We start from the raw sequence: 19,025 nt of genomic DNA on the forward strand, positions 1-19,025 counted from the left end.
CCGAGATGACGACGTCGAAACCTGCCGCACAGCACCTGCGTGACATCCTCGAGCACCGGCAGGAGCAGCCGTTCGAAGGCTCCGGCAGCAGCGACCACTGCAATCACCGCAACCTCTGGCTGCCCGTCGTCGCGGCGGTCGTCCTGCTCGGCATCCTCCTCGCGCTCCTCATCCTCTGACCCGGCGCTGATCGCCCTCTGACCTGGCGCTACTCACCCTCAGACCTGCACGGGTCCGGCTACCGCCCGAGTCCGCTCCCCCCGCACCGAACTCGCTACCGCTCACCCCGGGTGACGAGATGCTCGCGGGCGACGCGGACGAGCAGCGGCGCCCACGGCGCGCAGTCCTCCTCCGCCAACCGTGCGATCCCCTGCAGTTCCTCGTCCGGGACCCACCGCGCCTCGGCAATCTCCGCCCGCGGCTCGGGACGACCGTCGAGCCGGGCCGCGAACACCTCTGACACCAACTCGAACCCGGGTTCGTTGGCCGTGGCCGTGATGTAGCGGCCCAGCGACTCGACACTGTCCGGGTGCAGGGTGACGCCCAGTTCCTCGTCGACCTCCCTGATCGCGCACTCCAGTGGCGATTCCCCGGTTTCCCACTTCCCGCCGGGGAGCATGAACCGGTCCGTCCCCGCTTTCCGGACGGTCACCACGGCACCATCGGGCCGGGTCAGCACCACCGCCGACACTGATATGACATGTAATCTCGTCCTATCCGAGTGATCCACGTCCCCGATCATGGCAGGTCCGTGCCGGTCCGACGAGGTGCACAGCCGGGCAGCCGACGCCACCGGGGTCGTCCGGTGGCCGCAGGTGTCGGGCGCACGCTGACGCGAGTCGGGATAGATCACTATGGTGGGACGTGGACCTCGTGACGACCGACACGGGCGAGACCCGACGCGAAACGTCACCCAACCGAAAGGACACTCCACTATGGCCGAGTACGTTCTTCCCGATCTCGACTACGACTACGGTGCTCTCGAGCCGCACATCTCGGGCGAGATCATGGAGCTCCACCACTCCAAGCACCACGCCACCTACGTCGCCGGCGCCAACACCGCCCTCGAGCAGCTCGCCGAGGCCCGTGAGGACGGCACCATCGCCGCCAAGGCCCCGCTGCTGAGCAAGAACCTGGCCTTCCACCTCGGTGGCCACACCAACCACTCCGTGTTCTGGAAGAACATGTCGCCCAACGGTGGCGGCCAGCCCGAGGGTGAGCTGGGCGAGGCGATCACCGCCGAGTTCGGTTCCTTCGAGAAGTTCCAGGCCCACTTCAACGCCGCGGCCACCACCCTGCAGGGCTCGGGCTGGTCCGTCCTGGGCTTCGACCACATCGGTCAGCGCCTGGTCATCCAGCAGCTCACCGACCAGCAGGGCAACATCTCCATCAACATCACCCCGCTGCTGATGCTGGACATGTGGGAGCACGCCTTCTACCTGCAGTACAAGAACGTCAAGCCGGACTACGTCAAGGCCTGGTGGAACGTCATCAACTGGGAGGACGTGGCCGCGCGCTACGCCGCCGCCAAGGGCTGACCCAGCACCTAAAGCTCAGGGTCCACACCGACCCGGCACAGAATGGACGGGCCCCCGCGCATCATTGCGCGGGGGCCCGTCGGTCGTTCAGTGGGCCCGTCGGCCTTTCAGCGGGCCTGCCGGCCGCTCACCGGGACGGCGCCCTCAGGCGCGCCATCCGTGCTTGCCGGCCCTGCGACCGGGCCGGCAAGCACTGCGCCCCGCCCGACCTCGGTCAGCGGTCCGCCAAGGCGTAGGCCGCGGTCGACGCCACCGCCGTGACCGCGAGGACCGACGGCCACGCCCCGATCTGCTTGGCCAGCGGATGCGAGGCCCCGAACGCGCCGACGTACAGAGCCGACAACCCCACCGTGGTGGGCACGGTGGTGGTGGCGAGCCACGAGCGGCCCGCCCACACGCCGGCCGCTGCCAGCACCACCCCACCGAGCGGGCGGACGCCGGTCTCGCGGGCCGTCAGCCAGCCTCCGAGCAGACCGCCGGCGACCACCGTCGCCGTGGACACGTCCTGAGCATTCTTGATGTCGATCATTCCCATACCCGGATACTACGAGGACACAGGCGGGAGAGGGCCCCCGGTCAGTTGTCCAGTTCGGTAGCGTGCGAGCCCGGGTGGTGACACGTGTCACCCCCGGACGCAGACGCCACAGGAGAGCCCCGATGACCGCCGCCAGGAACACCGACACGAATCACACGGTCAGCCGCCGCACGGTACTCGGCGGCGCGGCGGCCCTCGGCGGGGTCGCCGCCCTCCAGTCGCTCCTGCCACCCCTGGCCACCGCGCAGCCCACGCCCATGCACGTGGGCCGCGGCATCGGTGACATGACCGGAGAGCCACTGGGCGCCGGGTTCAACGGGTACGCCGACACCGAGCAACTGTCCGTGGGCCTGCATCTGCGGCAGCGCGCCAGGGCGTTCGTGTTCGCCGACTCGTCGTCGTCACCCCGGTTCCTCCACGTCACCGCCGAGATCGGCCTCATGTTCCAGTCCATCCAACAGGAGGTCCTCCGGCGCCTGGCCGCCGAGTTCGGCGGCACCTACCACGAGGGGAATGTCGTCCTCACCGCCACGCACACCCACGTCGCGCCCGGCGGGACGTCCGGCCACCCCATGGTCGACCTGTCCATGCTCGGGTTCCGCCCGGTCACCTTCGACGCGAACGTCGCCGGCATCGTCGACGCCGTCCGCATGGCGCACCACGACCTCGCCCCCTCCATGGTCGGCGTGACCACCGGCACCCTCCAGGACTCCGGCGTCAACCGCTCACGCGAATCCTTCGACCGCGACCGCCCCGACGAGCGCGCACACTTCCCCGAGGGCATCGACCCGCGCTCACAGTCCCTCCAGATCACCCGCGGCGGCGAACTCGTGGGCGTCCTCAACTGGTTCGCCGCGCACGCCACCTCCATGACCAGCCACAACGTGATCGCCTCGTCGGACAACAAGGGCTACGCCGCGTGGCACTGGGAACGCGAGGTCGCCGGACAGGACTACCTCGCCGGCGGCACACCGCGCCTGATCACCGCGTTCGCCCAGACCAACCCGGGCGACGTGAGCCCCAACCTCGACCTGAAGCCCGGGCAGGGCCCGACCCCCGACGAGTGGCTCAACACCCGCATCATCGGTGAGCGCCAATTCGCTGCCGCCCGTGACCAGGTCGGACGGGACGTGCGCGGCCTCGGCTCCGGCATCGACGTCCGCCACACGTGGGTCGACATGTCGAACGTCGAGGTGGCGCCCGAGTTCACCGGCGACGGACGCACGCACCGCACCGCCGTCGCCGCCCTGGGCGCCTCGTTCGCCTCGGGCAGCCAGGAGGACGGAGGAGGCGGCGACGAACTCCCCTTCAACGAGGGCGAGCGCGGCGGCAACCCCGTCATCAAGGCGATCGCCGACGTGGTGGTCCCGGCCTGGCTGCGCGAGGCGCACGCCCCCAAGGACATCCTGCTCCCCATGGGCCTGGTGCCGAACGCGATCCAGCGCGTGTACCCGTTCCACCTCGTGCGGCTCGGCGGGCACTACCTGTTCGCCCTCGGCTTCGAACCGACCGTTGTGTCGGGGCTCCGGCTGCGGCGGACGATCGCCGCGGAACTGGGCGTGCCCGAGGACCACGTCACCGTGCAGGGCTACTCCAACGCCTACGGCCACTACGTCACCACGCCCGAGGAGTACTCCGCGCAGAACTACGAGGGCGGCGCGACGATCTTCGGACCGTGGACCCTGCCCGCGATCCAGCAGATCGCCGCCGGGCTCGCCCGCGCGCTGCGCGACGGCCGCCCGGTCGACCCCGGTTCGTCTGAGCGCGACCTCACCGGTCAGGTCCCCGCCTCCCCGCTGGGCAACCCACTCGTCGACACCCCGGCCCCGCTGCGCGCGTTCGGCGACGTCCTGGACCAGCCGGCCGCCGAGTACCGCGTCGGCCAGCGCGTCCTGGCCCGCTTCAGTGGCACCCACCCCAACTCCGACCTGCGACGCGACGACACCTACCTCGCCGTCGAGCGGCGTGACGGCCGTCGGTGGATCAGGGTCCACGACGACGGCGACTGGTCCACCATGATCGTGTTCGAGGGCATGCTCACCGTGACGAACGCCCTCATCACCTGGGACATCCCCCAGGACACCCCGGCCGGTGAGTACCGGATCGTCTACACCGCCTCCGGCCGCGGGATCGACGGGCGACTGTTCCCCGTCAGGGGCGAGAGCAGGGGCTTCCACGTCCGCTGACAGGTGACCTGAGATACTGGGACCGTGGTCACTTGCACGTCCTAGTGCTGGACCCCCACGTGCCAGACCCGTACCTTCCCTCAACGAAAGGACATCACCCGTGGACATCAAGGGTGCATCCGTCATCGTCACCGGCGCCGCTTCCGGCCTCGGCAACGCCACCGCCCGCTCGTTCGCCGAGAAGGGCGCCCTCGTCTTCGGCCTCGACCTCCAGTCCTCGATCGACAAGGCCGTCGAGCAGGGCATCGACGAGGGCATCACCCTCCTCGCCGCCGACGTCACCAGTGAGGACGACGTCAAGGCCGCCATCGCCAAGGCCACCGAGGCCGCCCCGCTGCGCGTCGCCGTGAACTGCGCCGGCATCGCCCCGGCCGCCCGCATCGTCTCGAAGAAGGGCGTCCACGCGCTCGACCTCTTCCAGACCTGCATCTCGGTGAACCTCGTGGGCACCTTCAACGTCCTGCGTCTGGCCGCCGAGGCCATGTCCACCCAGGACACGGTCGACGAGGACGGCCAGCGTGGCGTCATCATCAACACCGCCTCGGTCGCTGCGTACGAGGGCCAGGTCGGCCAGATCGCCTACGCCGCCTCGAAGGGTGGCGTCTACTCGATGGGGATCTGTGCCGCGCGTGACCTCGCGCAGTTCGGCATCCGCGTCAACACCATCGCCCCGGGCACCATCGAGACCCCGATGCTCAAGGGCCTGACCGAGGAGTTCCAGAAGTCGCTGGAGGCCGCGATCCCGTTCCCGTCGCGCCTCGGACGTCCGTCGGACTACGCGGCCCTGGCAAACGCGATCGTCGAGCAGGACTACCTCAACGGCGAGAGCTTCCGCATGGACGGCGCCCTGCGCATGGCCCCGCGCTAGACCATCCCCGCGCCGCGCCGCGCCCGGCCTGCGCCCGGCCTGCGCCGCGCCCGACCTGGGCCCGCATCCGCTACTCTCCCTCCACATCCGCTACCCCTATATGGGTAGCGAAACCGCAGGGAGAGTAGCGGATTTCGTGTTTGAGGGGCGGGGGCGTCCGCATTGCCCCGCGGTAGGCGATCCCCGCGGTAGGCGATCCCCGCGGTAGGCGATCCCGGCGGTGGGCGATCCCGGCGGTGGGCGATCCCCGCGGTGGGCGATCCCGGCACTGGGCGATCTCCGCGCTAGGCCAGACCTGGCTGGTAATTCCTGCCGACATGACTGAGGCCCACCCCCGGATCAGGGGTGGGCCTCAGTCGTCCGGCGTGCGGTGAGTCTCTCAGCCGCGGCCGTTCGTGCGGTGAGACTCTCAGCCGCGGCCGTTGTCTGCACCCGGGCCGGGGGCCGGAGCCGGAGCGGCCGGAGCGGCGTCCTGGGCCGGGGTCCAGGGCAGCGGCGGGAGCTGGATGCCGGCGTTGGTGAGCGCGGCGTGGATCTCCGGCGCGAAGTAGACGCCGGCGCCGATCGCGGCGATCGAGCCGACGCCCAGGGCGGTACGCAGGATCGCGCCCGTGCTGATGGTCAGGGCAGTGGCGGCCGCGACGGCTGCAACCTTGCGGGTGGTGAACATATGAGTTCAGTTCTTCGATATCCAGTCGCGCACTGCCCGAGTCGCACGGACGTCATCCTCGTTGTAGATGAGAATCCTCCCACGGCCCGCCTCTGCCTCTCTCCCCCTCGACATCTGCGCGTCGCGGTACCAGCCGATCGACGCCTCTCCCCCGGCCTCCGGATCGCGCCAGTGGAAGCCGGCGACGGGGGCCACGACCTTGAGTCCGAGACCCGAGGTGGACACGAACTGCGTCCGCACCGCCTCGTGTACGTCGACCCACTGCGGGGAGGAGATGAAGCCGCGGACCTCGGCCACCGAGGGGACGCCCTTCACCACGGCGCGCGTGCCCTCGGGGCCGAACCGCGTGGCGGTGGACAGCATCCAGCCGTTCTCCGCGGATCGCGAGTAGCAGTACGCCCGGAACGAGCGCCCCTGGCCGGCGGCGCGGTCACGGATCGCGGTGAGCCAGCGCCAGAACTCGGCGAACGACCGGCCCTCGTCGGCGTCCGGCAGGCGCGCCCAGGTGGCGAACGGCCGGTAGCCCTCGGCCTCCAGCGGTCGCCCGTCGCGCAGCGTGAGCAACGTACCCCACAGGTACGCGCCGTCGTCGAGATGACTCTCCAGGTCGACATCCACCTCGATGTCGGCGCGCGGGATCGTCGGCCGCGCCACCTTGGGGACCACGACCTCGCCGTCGCGGTGCGCCCGAGCGCGCAGCACCGCGTCCGCGAACGGTTCGCCGTTCCAGTCGGGCGGGCGGGAGGTCCCCGCGTCGGCGAGATCGGAGACCGTGCGGATCCCCACCGCGTGGAGGGGGCCGACCTGTCCACCGCCGACGACGAGACTCACATCGTCGTCCAGTTCGAGCCGCTCCCGACACCCCGGAACACGCTCTCTCGGTCCCTGCCAGCCCTCCCACCAGGGGCACGTCCGGCACTCGCCGATCCGGCTCGGCGCGGTGGGCAGCGTCCCCCTCACCACCTCCAGGCGCGTCGCGTGGGTCCGGTCCGCCGCCTCGAGCACCGGGTGCAGGTCGTGCACCACCGAGCGCGACGACCCCAGGCCGAGCACCGCCCCGACGGGCCGGGCCGCCGCGTGCCCGATCGCCTCGAGCAGGTGCCACGCGTGGACGAGCCGGTCCAGGTCCCCCGGGTGACGACGCACCCGCAGGGTCGGGTCCGGAGCCGGCGCCCAGTCGAGCAGCCGCGTGACCAGGGCCCGGGACGAGCTCCCGCCCCGTCGGGGGTCGACGACCTTGTGGTTGACCACCAGCGCCGGCACGTACCCGCCCCCCGGCACCGCCGCCAGCGTGCAGCGCATGCCCTCACGGCCCGAGCACGGATCCGCCGGCAGGGCGGCGCCCCACACCAGGGTCGCCCCCTCATCTAGTGCCCGGAGCGTGCGCTGCTCGTCGTCGTCGTCGGGAAGATCCCCCGGCAGATCCGTCCACCGGTCCCCCACCACGTCCACCACCCGCACGCCCGGGCCCGCGCCCCTCAGGGCGCGCTCCCGCAGCCCCGCGCGGCGGTCACCGGCGGCCATCGCGCGCTGCCGCACTCCCTCGTCGACGGGCGCCCACCGCCACCATCCGGCCTCCGCACCGGCCTCCCGGGCCACACGGTGCAGGCACCGCGCCCCCGACGCGGGACCCACCACCCGCTCGTCGGGGGACGCGTGTGTGGCGTTCCCGGCATCCTCCATCGGCATCCATTCTGGACCAGAACCCGCCCGACACCGACGTCCGGTCGACGGTCCTCCTCCTATGACACCGGCCGTTCGCCTAGGCTGGTGACCTGATGATCGCGACGAGAGAAGGATCGACGCCCATGGGCAAGCTGACGACCTACCGCGACAAGCGCGCCGAACTCAAGGCCCACGCCAAGGCCCTGAAGTCCACCGCGATGAAGGAGGCGAAGCTCGCCGCCAAGGAGACCCGCGCCAAGGCCAAGGAGGCGCACCGCGTGGACCTGGCCGAGGCCAAGGAACGCGCCAAGCTGGCCAGCAAGACCGCCGACCGCAAGGCCAAGCGCGACGCGAAGCGCCTCGAGAAGCAGGACAAGCTCGCCCAGAAGGCCGCCAAGCGCGACCGGCAGACCGAGAAGGCCCTGTCCAAGCAGGAGCGCGCCACCCTCAAGCGCGAGGCGAAGCTCGCCGCCAAGGACCGAAAGGCCGCCGAGAAGATCGAGGCCGCCGGCCGCAAGCACGAGTACCAGCTCGCCGAGATGGAGCTGAAGAAGCTCGACGGCACCAAGCTGGGCAAGGAGGACCTCGAGCGCTGGCTTGGCCTGGCCAAGGTCGCCACCCCGGTCCTGCTGCCCATCCTCTACAAGGTCGTCTCGAACGCGCAGGGGTCCTCCGCCCCGCCGGCCGCCGTGGACCTCAAGTCCGAGGGCATCAACGCCACCGGCCCCGGCGCCGCGCTCGGCGTGCGCATCGTCCGCCTCGAGCAGACCCTCGACCAGCTCTCCACCGCCCGCAGCGGTGAGCGCGCGGTCACCGACTTCATCTCCGCCACCCGGTCGCGCCTGGGTGATCTCCGGACCGCCGTCGAGGCCGCCGAGATCACCCCCACCGCCCAGCGTCGCGAGGTGCACTCGTCCATCTCCGGCGAGCTCGACCGGATCAACAAGGACGTCTTCGCCCGCCTCGGGGTCAAGGCGTGACGGGAGCTCGTCGGCGCCTCGGCGGCATCGTCGCCGCCGGTGCGCTGATCGGCGGCACCGGACTGGCCGTCGCCGTCCCCACCGTGGTCACCGCGCCGGTCGCGGCCGCGCACTCGGTGCTCCTGTCGATCGATCCGCAGGACGGCGTTGAGGTCGCGGGCTCCCCGGAGCAGATCGTCCTGACCTTCAACGAGGAGATCAACCCGAACTTCGTCACCGTCGCAGTGACGAACGAGGGCGACACGACCAACCGCGTCGCCGGTGACCCCACCGTCGACGGCGCGACGGTGACGGCGCAGGTCTCCGACCTCGCCGCCGGCGAGTACACCGTCGGGTACCGCGTCACCTCCGCCGACGGGCACGTCGTGAGCGGCTCGTCGACGTTCCGCGTCGCCGGCGAGGCCGGTGACGACGACGCCGAGGGCGGTTCCGCGGCCACCACTGGCCAGGCTCCGGCCTCGGGCGCACCGACGGCGCAGAGCGGTCAGGGCACCGGGACCGAGCCCGCGGACTCCGGCGACACCGATTCCACGGATGCCGGTTCCACGGATGCCGAGGCCCAGGACTCCGAGGACCGGGTCAACCCGGCGATCTGGGTCGTGGCCGGGGTCGCCGCGGCGTTGATCGCGGGGGCGTTCTTCCTCCTGCGTCGCGGCAAGGACTGAGCCACAGACGAAAGCGGGTCCCACACCCCCTCCCCTGTGGAGGGCGTGCGGGACCCGTTCGTCGTGCGTACGGGCTCGTGAGTACGGACCCCGTGCGTCCGGGCTCTAGCGTCCCGGCAGGAGCCGCATGGCGTCGGTGGCCGGGGCCAGCAGCTTCTGCCACCGGGTGCGCGGCAGGAACCCGGGTCCGCCCATGTGCATCACGCGCTGCGTGGCGATGGTCTGGGCCTCGGTGTACTTGAGCAGGCCCTCGTCACCGTGGCGGCGGCCGACGCCGGACGCGCCCATGCCGCCCATCGGCCCGGCGACGGATCCCCAGCCGGCGACGTAGCCCTCACCGACGTTGACGGTGCCGGTCCGCAACCTGGCCGCGATCTCCTCGCCCTCCGCGTCGGAGCCGGCGAACACGGACGAGTTGAGCCCGTACTCGGTGTCGTTGGCCTTGGCGATCGCCTCCTCCACCGAGTCGACCGGGTAGATCGACACGACCGGGCCGAAGGTCTCCTCCTCGTAGCAGGTCGCACTGTCGGGGACGTCGGTGAGCAGGGTCGGCTCGTAGAACAGCGGGCCCAGGTCGGGGCGCGGACGACCGCCGGCGAGCACGCGGGCGCCCTTGGCCACGGCGTCGTCGACGTGCGCGGTCACGGTCTCGAGCTGATCGGTGGAGATGAGGCTGCCCATCTCGGCCTCGAAGTCGTACCCGGCGCCCAGGCTCATGGCCTTCACGCGCGCGGTGAGCGTCTTGATGAGCTGCGGCGCGATGGACTTCTCCACGTACACGCGCTCGACGGAGATGCACAGCTGGCCGGAGTTGGAGTAGAACGCGCGGGTGGCGACCTCGGCCACCTCGTCGAGGTCGGCGCTGGCGGTGACGATCATGGCGTTCTTGCCGCCGAGTTCGGCGGAGTAGCCGATGAGCCGCTCGCCGCACTGGCGGCCGAGGGTGCGGCCGGTGGCGGTGGAGCCGGTGAACATGAGGTAGTCGACGGTCTCGACGATCGCGCCGCCGACGGTGCCGCCGGAGCCGGGCACCACCTGGAACAGGTCGCGGGGCAGGCCGGCGCGGTAGAGCATCTCGGCGGCAGCGAGCGCACAGAACGGCGTGATCGAGGCGGGCTTGATCACCACGGCGTTCCCGGCGGCCAGGGCGGCCAGCGCGTCGGTGGCGGCGAGGTTGAGCGGGTAGTTCCAGGGGGCGATCACGCCCACGACGCCCTTGGGCTGGCGGCGCACGACGGCCTTGGTGAGGCCGGGCAGCATGCCCTGGACGCGCTGGGGTGCGAGTAGTCCGGGCGCGACGCGCGCGTAGTGGCGCGAGGTGATGAGGCAGTCGAGCACCTCTTCCTGGGCGGAGGCGCGGCTCTTTCCGGTTTCGGCCTGGATGATGTCCATCAGTTCGTCGCGTCCCCGCATGACGTGCTTTGCGAAGCGCTCGAGCACGGCGACGCGGTCCTTGGGGTCACGCTCGGCCCAGGCGACCTGGGCGGCGCGGGCGCGGGCGACGGCGGCGCGGACGTCGTCGGCGGTGCCGACGGGGATCTCGGCGAGCGGCTCGCCGGTGAACACCTCGTTGATCGTCGCGGAGGGACGACTCGACGGGTCGGCGACGAAGTCGGGGATCGCGACGAGGTCGCGCAGGCGGTCGTACACGCGGGGTGTGGGTCGGCTCATAGTTTCCAGGCTACCGGCGAGTAAGAAGTTGCGGAAGGCTTGACCCTGACGCCGCGTCAGGCCCCAACCTCGTTCCCGTGAGAGATGCTGGAGGTATGACGACAGGCAAGGGCCGCACCGTGGGTGAGGTCGCCGACCTGGTGGGAGTGACCGTGAGGACACTGCACCACTGGGATCGGATCGGGTTGGTGTCCGCGAGCGGCCGCACGTGGTCGGACTACCGGGTGTATGACGACGACGACGTCGCCCGCATCCACCGGGTCCTGGTCTACAGAGAGCTGGGTTTTCCGCTCGCGCAGATCGCCGAGATCCTCGACGATCCCGGGGTGGACGAGTCCGCCCATCTGGCGCGGCAGCGAGAGCTCCTGCTCGGCCGCATCTCCCACCTGCAGGAGATGGTCTCCGCAGTAGACCGCCTGAAGGAGGCGATCGGAATGAACACACCCCTGACCCCTGAGGACCGGGCGGAGATCTTCGGTACCGACTGGAAGGAGGAGTACCAGGTCGAGGCCGAGGAGCGGTGGGGCGAGACCCCGCAGTGGGCGCAGTCGCAGGAGCGCACGGCCCGCATGTCCAAGGAGGACTGGAAGCGGGTCAAGGCCGAGGGCGATGCGCTGAACGCCGACCTCGCCGCGGCGAAGCGCACCGGCGTCGACCCGGCCTCCCCCGAGGCGGCCGCGTTGGCCGAGCGGCACCGGGCATCGATCGCGCAGTTCTACGACTGCACGTACTCGATGCAGGTGTGCCTGGCCCGGATGTACACGCAGGACCAGCGGTTCGCCGAGACGTACGACTCGCTCGAGCCCGGCCTGACGCAGTGGCTCGTCGCCGCTGTCGAGGCCAATGCCCGGGCGCACGGCGTCGACCCGGAGACCGCGACCTGGGAGTAGCTCCGTCCGCCAGTGCCGAGCCGCGGCTCCCCGTTCCGTGCCGCGGCTCCCGGTGGCACCCCACGGCGCGGGCACCCGTCCGTACGCTGGCCCGCATGAGCCGATGGACTCTCGCCGATATGCCGGACCAGTCCGGGCGGACCGTCGTCGTCACGGGGGCCAACTCCGGGCTGGGCCTGCAGTCCACCCGGGCGCTCACCGATGCCGGTGCACGGGTGCTCATGGCCTGTCGCGACGTCGGTCGCGCCGAGGCCGCCCGGGCGGGCCTGGGCCACCCGGATCGCGCGGAGGTCGTGCAGCTGGACCTCGCCGATCTCGACTCGGTCCGTGCCGCCGCCGAGACCCTCGCGCCGCGTCGGCCGGACGTGCTCATCAACAACGCGGGCCTCATGAACATCCCGCGGGGAAGCACCGCCCAGGGCCACGAGATGCAGTTCGGCGTGAATGTGCTGGGCCACTTCGCGCTGACCCGGGTGCTCGAGCCGGTGCTCACGGACCGCGTGGTGTGGCTCGGCTCGATAATGCACCGGTTCGGTTCCGTGGACCCGGACGATCTCGACTGGAACCGCCGCAGGTACTCACCGATGCCGGTGTACGGCGCCACCAAGCTGGCGTGCGTCATGCTCGCCTACGAGCAGCAGCGCCGACTCGAGGCGGCGGGTTCGTCGCTCAAGGCCGTGGCCGCGCATCCGGGTTACTCGGCCACGAACCTGCAGTACCGCAGTGGCAGTCGGGTCCAGGATCTGGTGATGAGAGCCGCCGAGCGCGTGCCGTTCCTGGTGCAGCCGGCCGAGCGCGGTGCCCTGCCGGAGCTCTACGCGGCCACCGTCAGGGATCTCCCGGGCGGGGCGTACGTGGGCCCGGACGGGCCGGGCGAGTTGACGGGGTACCCGACGGTCGTGGGGTCGAACCGGGCGTCTCATGATCGCGCGGTCGCCGCAGCACTGTGGGAGCGCTGCGAGGAGATGACCGCTCGCGGATAGAGCGGATCGGCTCAGTAACCCAGGTTCTCCGCGGCGAACTCTGCGGTCGGGGCGGTCTCGCCGGCGGCTACTTCTGCCGCCGCCTCGGCCTCGGCCTCGGCGCGGATCCGCGCGTTCTCCGCGTGGGGATCCTGCTCGGCCGACACCTGCACGCTGTCGATGCTGCCGGACAGCGGTTCGGGGACCTCGACGCCGGCCTCTGCGGCGGCGTCCTCGACCATGGTGCCGCCCTGGGCGGATCCCTCGACGACTCCGTGCCAGAAGTTCAACTCGTCCGGACTGAGCCGGCCGGTCTCCTGCCGGGCTCCCATGTCCGCCACGACGAGCGCAGCCGCCTGCAGTCCGAGCATCGGGATCACGTACTCGGGGATGACCAGCGAACCCAGGCCGATCGTGCCGGATCCGAGCGACCCCACCGCGTTGGTGTAGACCGATCCCGGGACCAGGCCCGACGAGGCCACCGACGCGGCCGCCGATCCGCCGCTGCTGCCGAGCGCCTCGACCGGGGCCACCGAGCCCAGCACCTGACCGACGGAGAACGCCCCGTCCACGATCTCGCCGCTGCCGGCATTCCGGAGTCCCTCTGAGCCGAATCCCGGGCCGCCGACCTCGATCTCATCGGGGATCGCGTCGATCACCTTGTCCACTGATCCCTGGGAGAGGGACCCAGTGGTGCCGTCGCCGGTGCCGTCAGCGCCGCCACCCGACCCGCTCGAGCCGTCACCCGTCCCGTCGGTGCCGTCACCGGTGCCGCCCTCGCTGGCAGCACCCGCGACGTCCACCACGCTCCCGGTGTCCACCAGATCGGTCAGGCTGGACGGATCCAGACCACCGAGACCCGGGAGGGTCTGGGCCTGCGCCGCGGCCGGGACTCCGCCGGTGGCCAGGGCGACGGCGACGAGCGCGGCGCCGATGCGCGTAGCCCTGAATCCGGATACTCGGCTCTGGGTCATCTCAGGTACAGCCTCTCGTCGTGCGCGGGCCGCTGGGGCCTTTCGTCGTGCGCGGGGACCGTGCGGTCCGTTCAGCTCCCAAAGGGTACTACTGCAGCGCGGACGTCAACCGCGCGACGTTGTCAACGTAACGTCCCGGCCACGGGCGGTTCATCCACTCTTGCAGTTCGAGCGTCGAGCTCTCCTCGACGTAGCCGTCCACCACGGCGTCGAGCTCCGCGACCGCCTCTCCTCCCAGGACCAGCATGCTGACCTCGAAGTTGAGGTTGAACGAGCGCAGGTCCATGTTGCTCGACCCCACGACACCGCCGTAGTGGTCGACCAACATCAACTTGGTGTGCAGGACCGCCGGCGAACGGAACCTGTGGATGATCACGCCGGCCTCCAGCAGCGCGCGGTAGTACGACCGCTGTGCGTGATGGACCATGAACTGGTCCGCGTGCTCGGGGACGAACAACTCCACCACCACGCCCCGGTACGCGGCTGAGGTGAGCGCGTGCAGGAGGGCTTCGTCGGGGACGAAGTACGGACTGACGATCCGCAGCCGGTCCTGCGCCTGGGCGATGAGCTGGGTGAACATCCGCAGGTTGGGCTGGGTACGGTACCCGGGACCGGACGGGATGAGCTGGAACGCACTCATCGGGTCCCCGGCCGTGGGATCTCCACTCGCCGCGTGGGCGGGAACGGGGACCCCCTCCTCGAGATCGGTCACGGTCTCCAGGACCTCGCCGGACTCCGAGTACCAGTCCACCGCGAACACGGCCTCCATGGACTGGACGATTTCCCCGCGGACCTCCATCATCAGGTCCACCCACTCGCGGCCTTTCGTGGCATTGCGGGAACTGCCGTAGTGCCGGTCGATGAGGTTCTGGGATCCGACGAAGCCGTGCCGGCCGTCCACCATGAGCATCTTTCGGTGGTTGCGGAGATCGGGTCGGCGGAAACGACCGACGAACGGGTTGATCGGCAGCATCAGGTGGAACTCCACCGGGGTGTCCCGGAGTCGGCGCCGGAGGGTCTTGTACCCCTTGTACTTCCCGGATCCGAACTGGTCCGCCAGGACCCTGACCCGCACCCCCCGGCGGGCCGCCTCCACCAGGGCGATGAAGAACTCGTCGGTCTCGTCGTCCCAGGACTGTGCGTAGAACTCGACGTGGACCCGGTTCTGTGCGGCCGCGACCGCCGCGGTCATGGCCGACAATGACCGGGCGTAGTCCGAGTGGAGCTCCTCGAACGCGCCCGATGCGCACGGGATCTCGGTGAGTCTGCGGTTCATCTCGAGGATCGAGTGGACCCCCGGGGCGACCCGCACCCCGACCGGGACGGTGGGACGACCGCGAAGGGCCTCGGCGTACAGCTCGTTGGCCTGCGCCTGGATGACGTGTCGCCGCCCCGTGATGTACGGGTTACCGAACAGCAGGAACAGCGGCACGCCGATGACCGGGATGAACAGGATGGCGAGCAGCCACGCCTGCGACGATCCGGGCTGGCGGTTCTCCGGGACCATGCCCAGGGCGAGGATCTTGATCGCGTACTCGGTGAGCAACAGCGCCGAGGTCAGCCCGTCGGGAATCGAGAGCAGCGCGAGGTCCTGCGACCCGGGGTTCACTCGGTGGCCCGGGTCAGCACCGTTCCGAAGGGCATCGCGCGGGGATCGATGGTCCCGCCGGTGCGCATCGTCCACCGCACCACGCCGGCGAGGGCTCGCTGCTCGTACACGGAATCCGACCTGCCGAGGTCACGGGATCCCGGGAGGACGACGAACGCCTCGTCGTCGGCTACGGCCACCACATCGGCGCGCAGCCCCTCACGGATCTCACCACGATCCGACAGGCCCACGATGGCCGCCGTGGACGTGGCCATCCAGCGCGCCACGTCCGCCAGGTCGAAGCCACGGCGGCGGGCCTCGGTCCACACCACGGACAGCCCCAGGCGTGCCGAGGCGATCGCGTCGATCGTGCCGTCTCGCAGGGCCCCCCACAGGAGCTCGCGGTTCGCGGCGTCGCGGAGGGGCGGATCGAGAGTGGCCACGGCGGGACCGCCGTAGGTGAGCTCCGAGACCAGGGCCAGCAGATGCGGAGAGGTCGAGGCGGTCACCGCCAGTCCCTCCTCACGCGCCGCGCGCAGCAGGGGCAGTTCCTCGGCGTCGGCCACTGACCGCACATGCAGGCGGCCACTCGTGCGACGCACGACGTCGAGCAGATCCGGCAGCACGTCCACGCCAGCGTCCACGGCGAACAACGCGCCTCGCCCGAGGACCTCCTCCGCGGTGGTGAGCAGTTCGGGCAGGTCCAGCGTGGGTGCGCCCTCGACGCCCTTGCCGCGGGCGACGGCCGAGATCCCGAACACGCCACGGTCGAGCAGGTCGCCGAGCCGCCCCAGGTTGTCCGGCACCGCGGCGCCCCACAGGCCCACATCGACGGTGGACTCCCCCGTGACCGCGTCCCGCCACGCGTCGACGCCCTCGGGCGTGGTCGCGGCCGGCGCACCGTCCGAGCCGTAGTCGATCACCGAGGTGATGCCGCCCTGCGCGGCCGAACGGGTACCCACGGCCACGTCGTCGGTGCTGACGTGCGGGTCGACGAGACCGGGCATGAGGACCACGTCGTCCCCCAGGTCCATCGTGTGATCCCCGGCCAACCCGACGTCCCGTGCCCGTGACCCGGTACGAACCGACGAGATCACGCCACCGTCCACGGTCACCGCGGCCTGCTGGAGGCGGCCGTCGACGACGGCGCGTCGTGCGTGGATCAGGAGCTCGTACTGGGCCACGGAGGAACCTCCCTGTGCTGCGGACATAGATGCTGCGAATTGTCGGTGTGCGCCATTGTCCCCCACGGGCGCGGTCTCCCGCGGCGGGCTGGCCGGATAGCGTAGAGGCATCGACCGCTTCAACCAGGAGGACTCGCATGACCGACGGCACCACCGGATTCATCCCGACCGCGGACCTCGTCGACGAGATCGGGGAGGACGTCCGCAGCTGTGACACCCAGTTCCGCGACCTCGGTGGCCGGACCGAGTTCTATGGCACCATCTCGACCGTCAAGTGCTTCCAGGACAACGCGTTGCTCAAGAGCGTGCTCGGCGAGCCCGGCGAGGGGCGCGTCCTGGTGATCGACGGCGACGCCAGCGTGCACACCGCCCTGGTCGGCGACCTCATCGCCGAGATGGGCCGCTCCAACGGCTGGGCCGGCGTGGTGGTCAACGGCGCGATCCGAGATTCCGCCATCGTCGCCGGCATGGAGTTCGGCTGCAAGGCGCTGGGCACCAACCCGCGTAAGTCCAGCAAGACCGGTGCCGGCGAGCGCGATGTCACCGTCAGCTTCGGTGGCGTCGACTTCGTTCCCGGGGAGACCCTGTACGCGGACTCCGACGGCATCGTCGTGCGCTGACCCCTCCGGTTGCGCCCGGTCCCGGGTCGCCGCCGGTCAGGACGCCCCGGTGGCGCTGCCGGTCGACGCCGTGGCCAGCTCGCCGATCGACGCCTCCGGACCGTAGCTGCCGGTCGAGCCGGGCGCGTACGAGCCGGTCGAGCCGACCGAGTTCGGCACATCCACTGACAGCGCCACCGACCCGGTGTTGATCACCCGGGAGAGCAGGTCCGCCAGGGAGCCGGTGCCGAGGGATCCGTAGCCGAGGCTGCCGACCACGTCCGCCACCGCCGGGGTCAGGCACATGTCGCGGTGGCCGTTGAACGTCTCGATCGTGATGCACACCCGGGCGTCCGGATCGGTCGCCGGGTCGTCCCTCGTGTCCTGCGCCTGCGCGGCACCGGCCCCGGCGACAAGGGTGAGGGCCGCAAGCGCTGAGGCGGCGGTGGTGAGTGCGGTCGTACGCAAGGGGAACCTCCGGGTCATCGCCCCGTCGTCCGGCGGGGCGGGGTAACTGTGATGGTATCCACACCCGGCGCCCCCGTGCAGGTCTCCCCGCGAGGTCAGGTCCCGTCCCGAGGTCGAGCCGCCCCGCGCGATCAGGTCCCGTCGCGCGGTCGAGCCTCCCCGCGAGGTCAGGCCTCGCGGCGGATCCAGCGCAGCAGCGGCCCCAGCGACACGCGATCGGTGAGGTCCAGCCCTCCCACCTCGAGCATCGCCTCCTCCTCGGGGGTGCGGTCCGGCTTGCGCCGCAGCGCCGCCATGGCCGTCTTGAGCCCCAGCCGCTGACGGAACCCCAACAGGTCGGGGGTCACGACGCCGCGCAGCTGGAACAACTTGAGCTGCGCCAGCTGGTCCCCGGAGAACTCACTGCTCATCAAGTCGATGCGGGCGTCATCCGTCACCGGGGTCGGCCCGACCATCACCACGGCGACGCGCCGACCCGCCTCGACCAACGCCTCCCAGTTCTCGGTGATGAACGCCGAGCCACCCAGGCCACCCTCGGGCCGCATGCCCGTGAACAGCACCACCGTGCCGGCCACCACCATCTCGCCGGGGTCCGCCTCGTCATACCTCGTGGCACGCGTGGAGAAGTCCTCCGCCAACCACCCGGCATACCGCCGGGCGCCGGCGTCGTCGTCGTGCAGGATCACCGGGGCCTGTACCGACCCCTGGGCACCCTCGCTCATCGGTCCCCTCCCACTCCACGTCGGGCCACCACGCGCGCCGACCGGCCGCGGGCAGACACCACGTCCCCGTCCATGAGGCCACGGCCACGCCGAAGGTCCACCTCACCGTTGACACTCACCTCGCCGGCGGCGACGGCGTCCTTGGCCTCCGCGCCGGTGTCGATGAGCGAGGCCAGTTTGAGGAACTGCCCCAGGGTCAGCTTGCGCTCCAGGTCGCACTCGACCTCGTCGACCGGCGGGGCGGCCGGCGGCGTCGCCCGGCTCACGCGTCCTCGTCCTGCGATGTGACGGCTCATGCCGCTGAGCCTATCGGGCGTGCCGGGCCACGGTCTCCGCGCGCCCGGACGGCCCCTCCGGCGGTTCCCCCCGCCCACGCCGCGTGACCAGCGCCAGGCCGGTCCCGCCCGCGACGAGGGCGCCGATGGCCAGCACGAGCGCCACCGCCTGCACGGCCGACATGTCGAGAGTGTCCTCCGGCACCGGCTCCTCCTCGACCGGCGCCCCCGCCGACGGCAGGGGCGGCAGCTCGCTGAGCTGGGGCAGCTCGGTGACGATCCCGCTCGGGCCCCGGTCGACGACCTGCGCCGTCGCCACCGGAGCGGTCTGCAGTGCGATGACAGCACTCAGTGCACCGATCACGGCGAGGGGACGACGGCGGACCATAGATGCCTTCCGTGATGACGGCCGGACAGGCGACCTCGAGAAGTGTTGGCCTCAATCTTAGGTTCGCCTCAGGTAAGACGCCACGGCGGGTTCCGCCCGGACGGTGCGGACGACCGACGGCGCCGGACGGATCTCCTCCGTCCGGCGCCGTGTGGTCTCAGGCGCGGGGTCCCGTCTGCACTGGTCCATGTCAGCGC

21 protein-coding genes are annotated in these 19,025 nt (G+C 71.0%); 9 read left to right on the forward strand and 12 right to left on the reverse strand.

Annotation, left to right across the window (positions count from 1 at the left end; translation table 11 throughout):
* Nucleotides 1-5: 5 nt before the first annotated feature.
* Nucleotides 6-179, forward strand: a complete 174-nt coding sequence (locus tag OPF83_RS11400; RefSeq protein WP_264887579.1) for a hypothetical protein — start codon at nt 6-8, stop codon at nt 177-179.
* A gap of 95 nt (nt 180-274) precedes the next feature.
* Here OPF83_RS11400 and OPF83_RS11405 read toward each other — a convergent pair whose 3' ends face one another.
* Complete coding sequence (locus tag OPF83_RS11405; RefSeq protein ID WP_264887580.1) at nt 275-742, reverse strand: NUDIX domain-containing protein; 468 nt, start codon at nt 740-742, stop codon at nt 275-277.
* Nucleotides 743-935: 193 nt separating this feature from the next.
* Here OPF83_RS11405 and OPF83_RS11410 point away from each other — a divergent pair, with 193 nt between their 5' ends.
* Complete coding sequence (locus OPF83_RS11410) at nt 936-1,538, forward strand: superoxide dismutase (RefSeq protein WP_264887581.1); 603 nt, start codon at nt 936-938, stop codon at nt 1,536-1,538.
* A 214-nt stretch (nt 1,539-1,752) separates the two neighbouring features.
* On the opposite strand, the gene OPF83_RS11415 is transcribed toward OPF83_RS11410, so the two are convergent.
* Nucleotides 1,753-2,073 (reverse strand): hypothetical protein, encoded by a 321-nt coding sequence (locus OPF83_RS11415; RefSeq protein ID WP_264887582.1) that lies wholly within the window; start codon nt 2,071-2,073, stop codon nt 1,753-1,755.
* Nucleotides 2,074-2,195: 122 nt separating this feature from the next.
* On the opposite strand from OPF83_RS11415, the gene OPF83_RS11420 reads away from it, so the two are divergent.
* Both OPF83_RS11420 and OPF83_RS11425 read left to right on the forward strand, forming a co-directional pair.
* Nucleotides 2,196-4,259, forward strand: coding sequence for a neutral/alkaline ceramidase (locus OPF83_RS11420; RefSeq protein ID WP_264887583.1), 2,064 nt, complete (start codon nt 2,196-2,198; stop codon nt 4,257-4,259).
* Between the two features lie 100 nt (nt 4,260-4,359).
* A complete protein-coding gene (locus OPF83_RS11425; protein WP_264887584.1) occupies nt 4,360-5,127 on the forward strand; it encodes an SDR family NAD(P)-dependent oxidoreductase in 768 nt (255 codons plus the stop codon).
* Between the two features lie 409 nt (nt 5,128-5,536).
* Here the strand turns inward: OPF83_RS11425 and OPF83_RS11430 are convergent, their stop codons facing one another.
* Nucleotides 5,537-5,797 carry a hypothetical protein gene (locus OPF83_RS11430; RefSeq protein ID WP_264887585.1) on the reverse strand — a complete coding sequence of 87 codons (261 nt, stop codon included), beginning with the start codon at nt 5,795-5,797 and terminating at the stop codon, nt 5,537-5,539.
* Between the two features lie 6 nt (nt 5,798-5,803).
* On the reverse strand, nt 5,804-7,480 hold the full coding sequence (locus tag OPF83_RS11435) for a TM0106 family RecB-like putative nuclease (protein ID WP_264887586.1): 1,677 nt from the start codon (nt 7,478-7,480) through the stop codon (nt 5,804-5,806).
* A gap of 125 nt (nt 7,481-7,605) precedes the next feature.
* On the opposite strand from OPF83_RS11435, the gene OPF83_RS11440 reads away from it, so the two are divergent.
* Complete coding sequence (locus OPF83_RS11440; protein ID WP_264887587.1) at nt 7,606-8,442, forward strand: DUF6474 family protein; 837 nt, start codon at nt 7,606-7,608, stop codon at nt 8,440-8,442.
* Nucleotides 8,439-9,107, forward strand: a complete 669-nt coding sequence (locus OPF83_RS11445; RefSeq protein ID WP_264887588.1) for a copper resistance CopC family protein — start codon at nt 8,439-8,441, stop codon at nt 9,105-9,107. The genes OPF83_RS11440 and OPF83_RS11445 overlap by 4 nt, the downstream gene beginning before the upstream one ends.
* A 105-nt stretch (nt 9,108-9,212) precedes the next feature.
* Here OPF83_RS11445 and OPF83_RS11450 read toward each other — a convergent pair whose 3' ends face one another.
* Complete coding sequence (locus OPF83_RS11450) at nt 9,213-10,778, reverse strand: succinic semialdehyde dehydrogenase (RefSeq protein WP_264887589.1); 1,566 nt, start codon at nt 10,776-10,778, stop codon at nt 9,213-9,215.
* Between the two features lie 95 nt (nt 10,779-10,873).
* Between OPF83_RS11450 and OPF83_RS11455 the strand changes: the two genes are divergently transcribed.
* Together OPF83_RS11455 and OPF83_RS11460 are read left to right on the forward strand one after the other, a co-directional pair.
* Nucleotides 10,874-11,668, forward strand: coding sequence for a MerR family transcriptional regulator (locus tag OPF83_RS11455; protein WP_264887590.1), 795 nt, complete (start codon nt 10,874-10,876; stop codon nt 11,666-11,668).
* A gap of 95 nt (nt 11,669-11,763) precedes the next feature.
* Nucleotides 11,764-12,651 carry an oxidoreductase gene (locus OPF83_RS11460; protein ID WP_264887591.1) on the forward strand — a complete coding sequence of 296 codons (888 nt, stop codon included), beginning with the start codon at nt 11,764-11,766 and terminating at the stop codon, nt 12,649-12,651.
* Nucleotides 12,652-12,662: 11 nt separating this feature from the next.
* On the opposite strand, the gene OPF83_RS11465 is transcribed toward OPF83_RS11460, so the two are convergent.
* The 3 genes from OPF83_RS11465 to OPF83_RS11475 form a co-directional block, all read right to left on the reverse strand.
* Nucleotides 12,663-13,604: a hypothetical protein gene (locus OPF83_RS11465; RefSeq protein ID WP_264887592.1), complete on the reverse strand. Its 942-nt coding sequence runs from the start codon at nt 13,602-13,604 to the stop codon at nt 12,663-12,665.
* Nucleotides 13,605-13,692: 88 nt separating this feature from the next.
* Nucleotides 13,693-15,186: a phospholipase D-like domain-containing protein gene (locus tag OPF83_RS11470; RefSeq protein ID WP_375546256.1), complete on the reverse strand. Its 1,494-nt coding sequence runs from the start codon at nt 15,184-15,186 to the stop codon at nt 13,693-13,695.
* Nucleotides 15,187-15,209: 23 nt separating this feature from the next.
* Complete coding sequence (locus tag OPF83_RS11475; RefSeq protein WP_264887593.1) at nt 15,210-16,376, reverse strand: amidohydrolase family protein; 1,167 nt, start codon at nt 16,374-16,376, stop codon at nt 15,210-15,212.
* 137 nt (nt 16,377-16,513) lie between these two features.
* Between OPF83_RS11475 and rraA the strand changes: the two genes are divergently transcribed.
* The gene (rraA, locus tag OPF83_RS11480; RefSeq protein ID WP_264887594.1) at nt 16,514-16,996 is read left to right on the forward strand and encodes a ribonuclease E activity regulator RraA; all 483 of its coding nucleotides are present in this window, start codon (nt 16,514-16,516) and stop codon (nt 16,994-16,996) included.
* Nucleotides 16,997-17,032: 36 nt separating this feature from the next.
* Here the strand turns inward: rraA and OPF83_RS11485 are convergent, their stop codons facing one another.
* The 4 genes from OPF83_RS11485 to OPF83_RS11500 all read right to left on the reverse strand — a co-directional run bounded on the left by OPF83_RS11485 (nt 17,033) and on the right by OPF83_RS11500 (nt 18,828).
* Complete coding sequence (locus tag OPF83_RS11485; RefSeq protein ID WP_264887595.1) at nt 17,033-17,443, reverse strand: hypothetical protein; 411 nt, start codon at nt 17,441-17,443, stop codon at nt 17,033-17,035.
* Nucleotides 17,444-17,610: 167 nt separating this feature from the next.
* On the reverse strand, nt 17,611-18,165 hold the full coding sequence (locus OPF83_RS11490; protein ID WP_264887596.1) for a hypothetical protein: 555 nt from the start codon (nt 18,163-18,165) through the stop codon (nt 17,611-17,613).
* Nucleotides 18,162-18,461: an RNA-binding S4 domain-containing protein gene (locus OPF83_RS11495; protein WP_375546255.1), complete on the reverse strand. Its 300-nt coding sequence runs from the start codon at nt 18,459-18,461 to the stop codon at nt 18,162-18,164. Before OPF83_RS11495 ends, OPF83_RS11490 begins: the two co-directional genes overlap by 4 nt.
* A gap of 10 nt (nt 18,462-18,471) precedes the next feature.
* The gene (locus tag OPF83_RS11500) at nt 18,472-18,828 is read right to left on the reverse strand and encodes a hypothetical protein (RefSeq protein ID WP_264887597.1); all 357 of its coding nucleotides are present in this window, start codon (nt 18,826-18,828) and stop codon (nt 18,472-18,474) included.
* Between the last annotated feature and the right edge of the window lie 197 nt (nt 18,829-19,025).

The sequence above is a fragment of the Dietzia sp. NCCP-2495 genome, assembly GCF_026011735.1.
In the GTDB taxonomy this organism is placed as follows: Bacteria; Actinomycetota; Actinomycetes; order Mycobacteriales; family Mycobacteriaceae; genus Dietzia.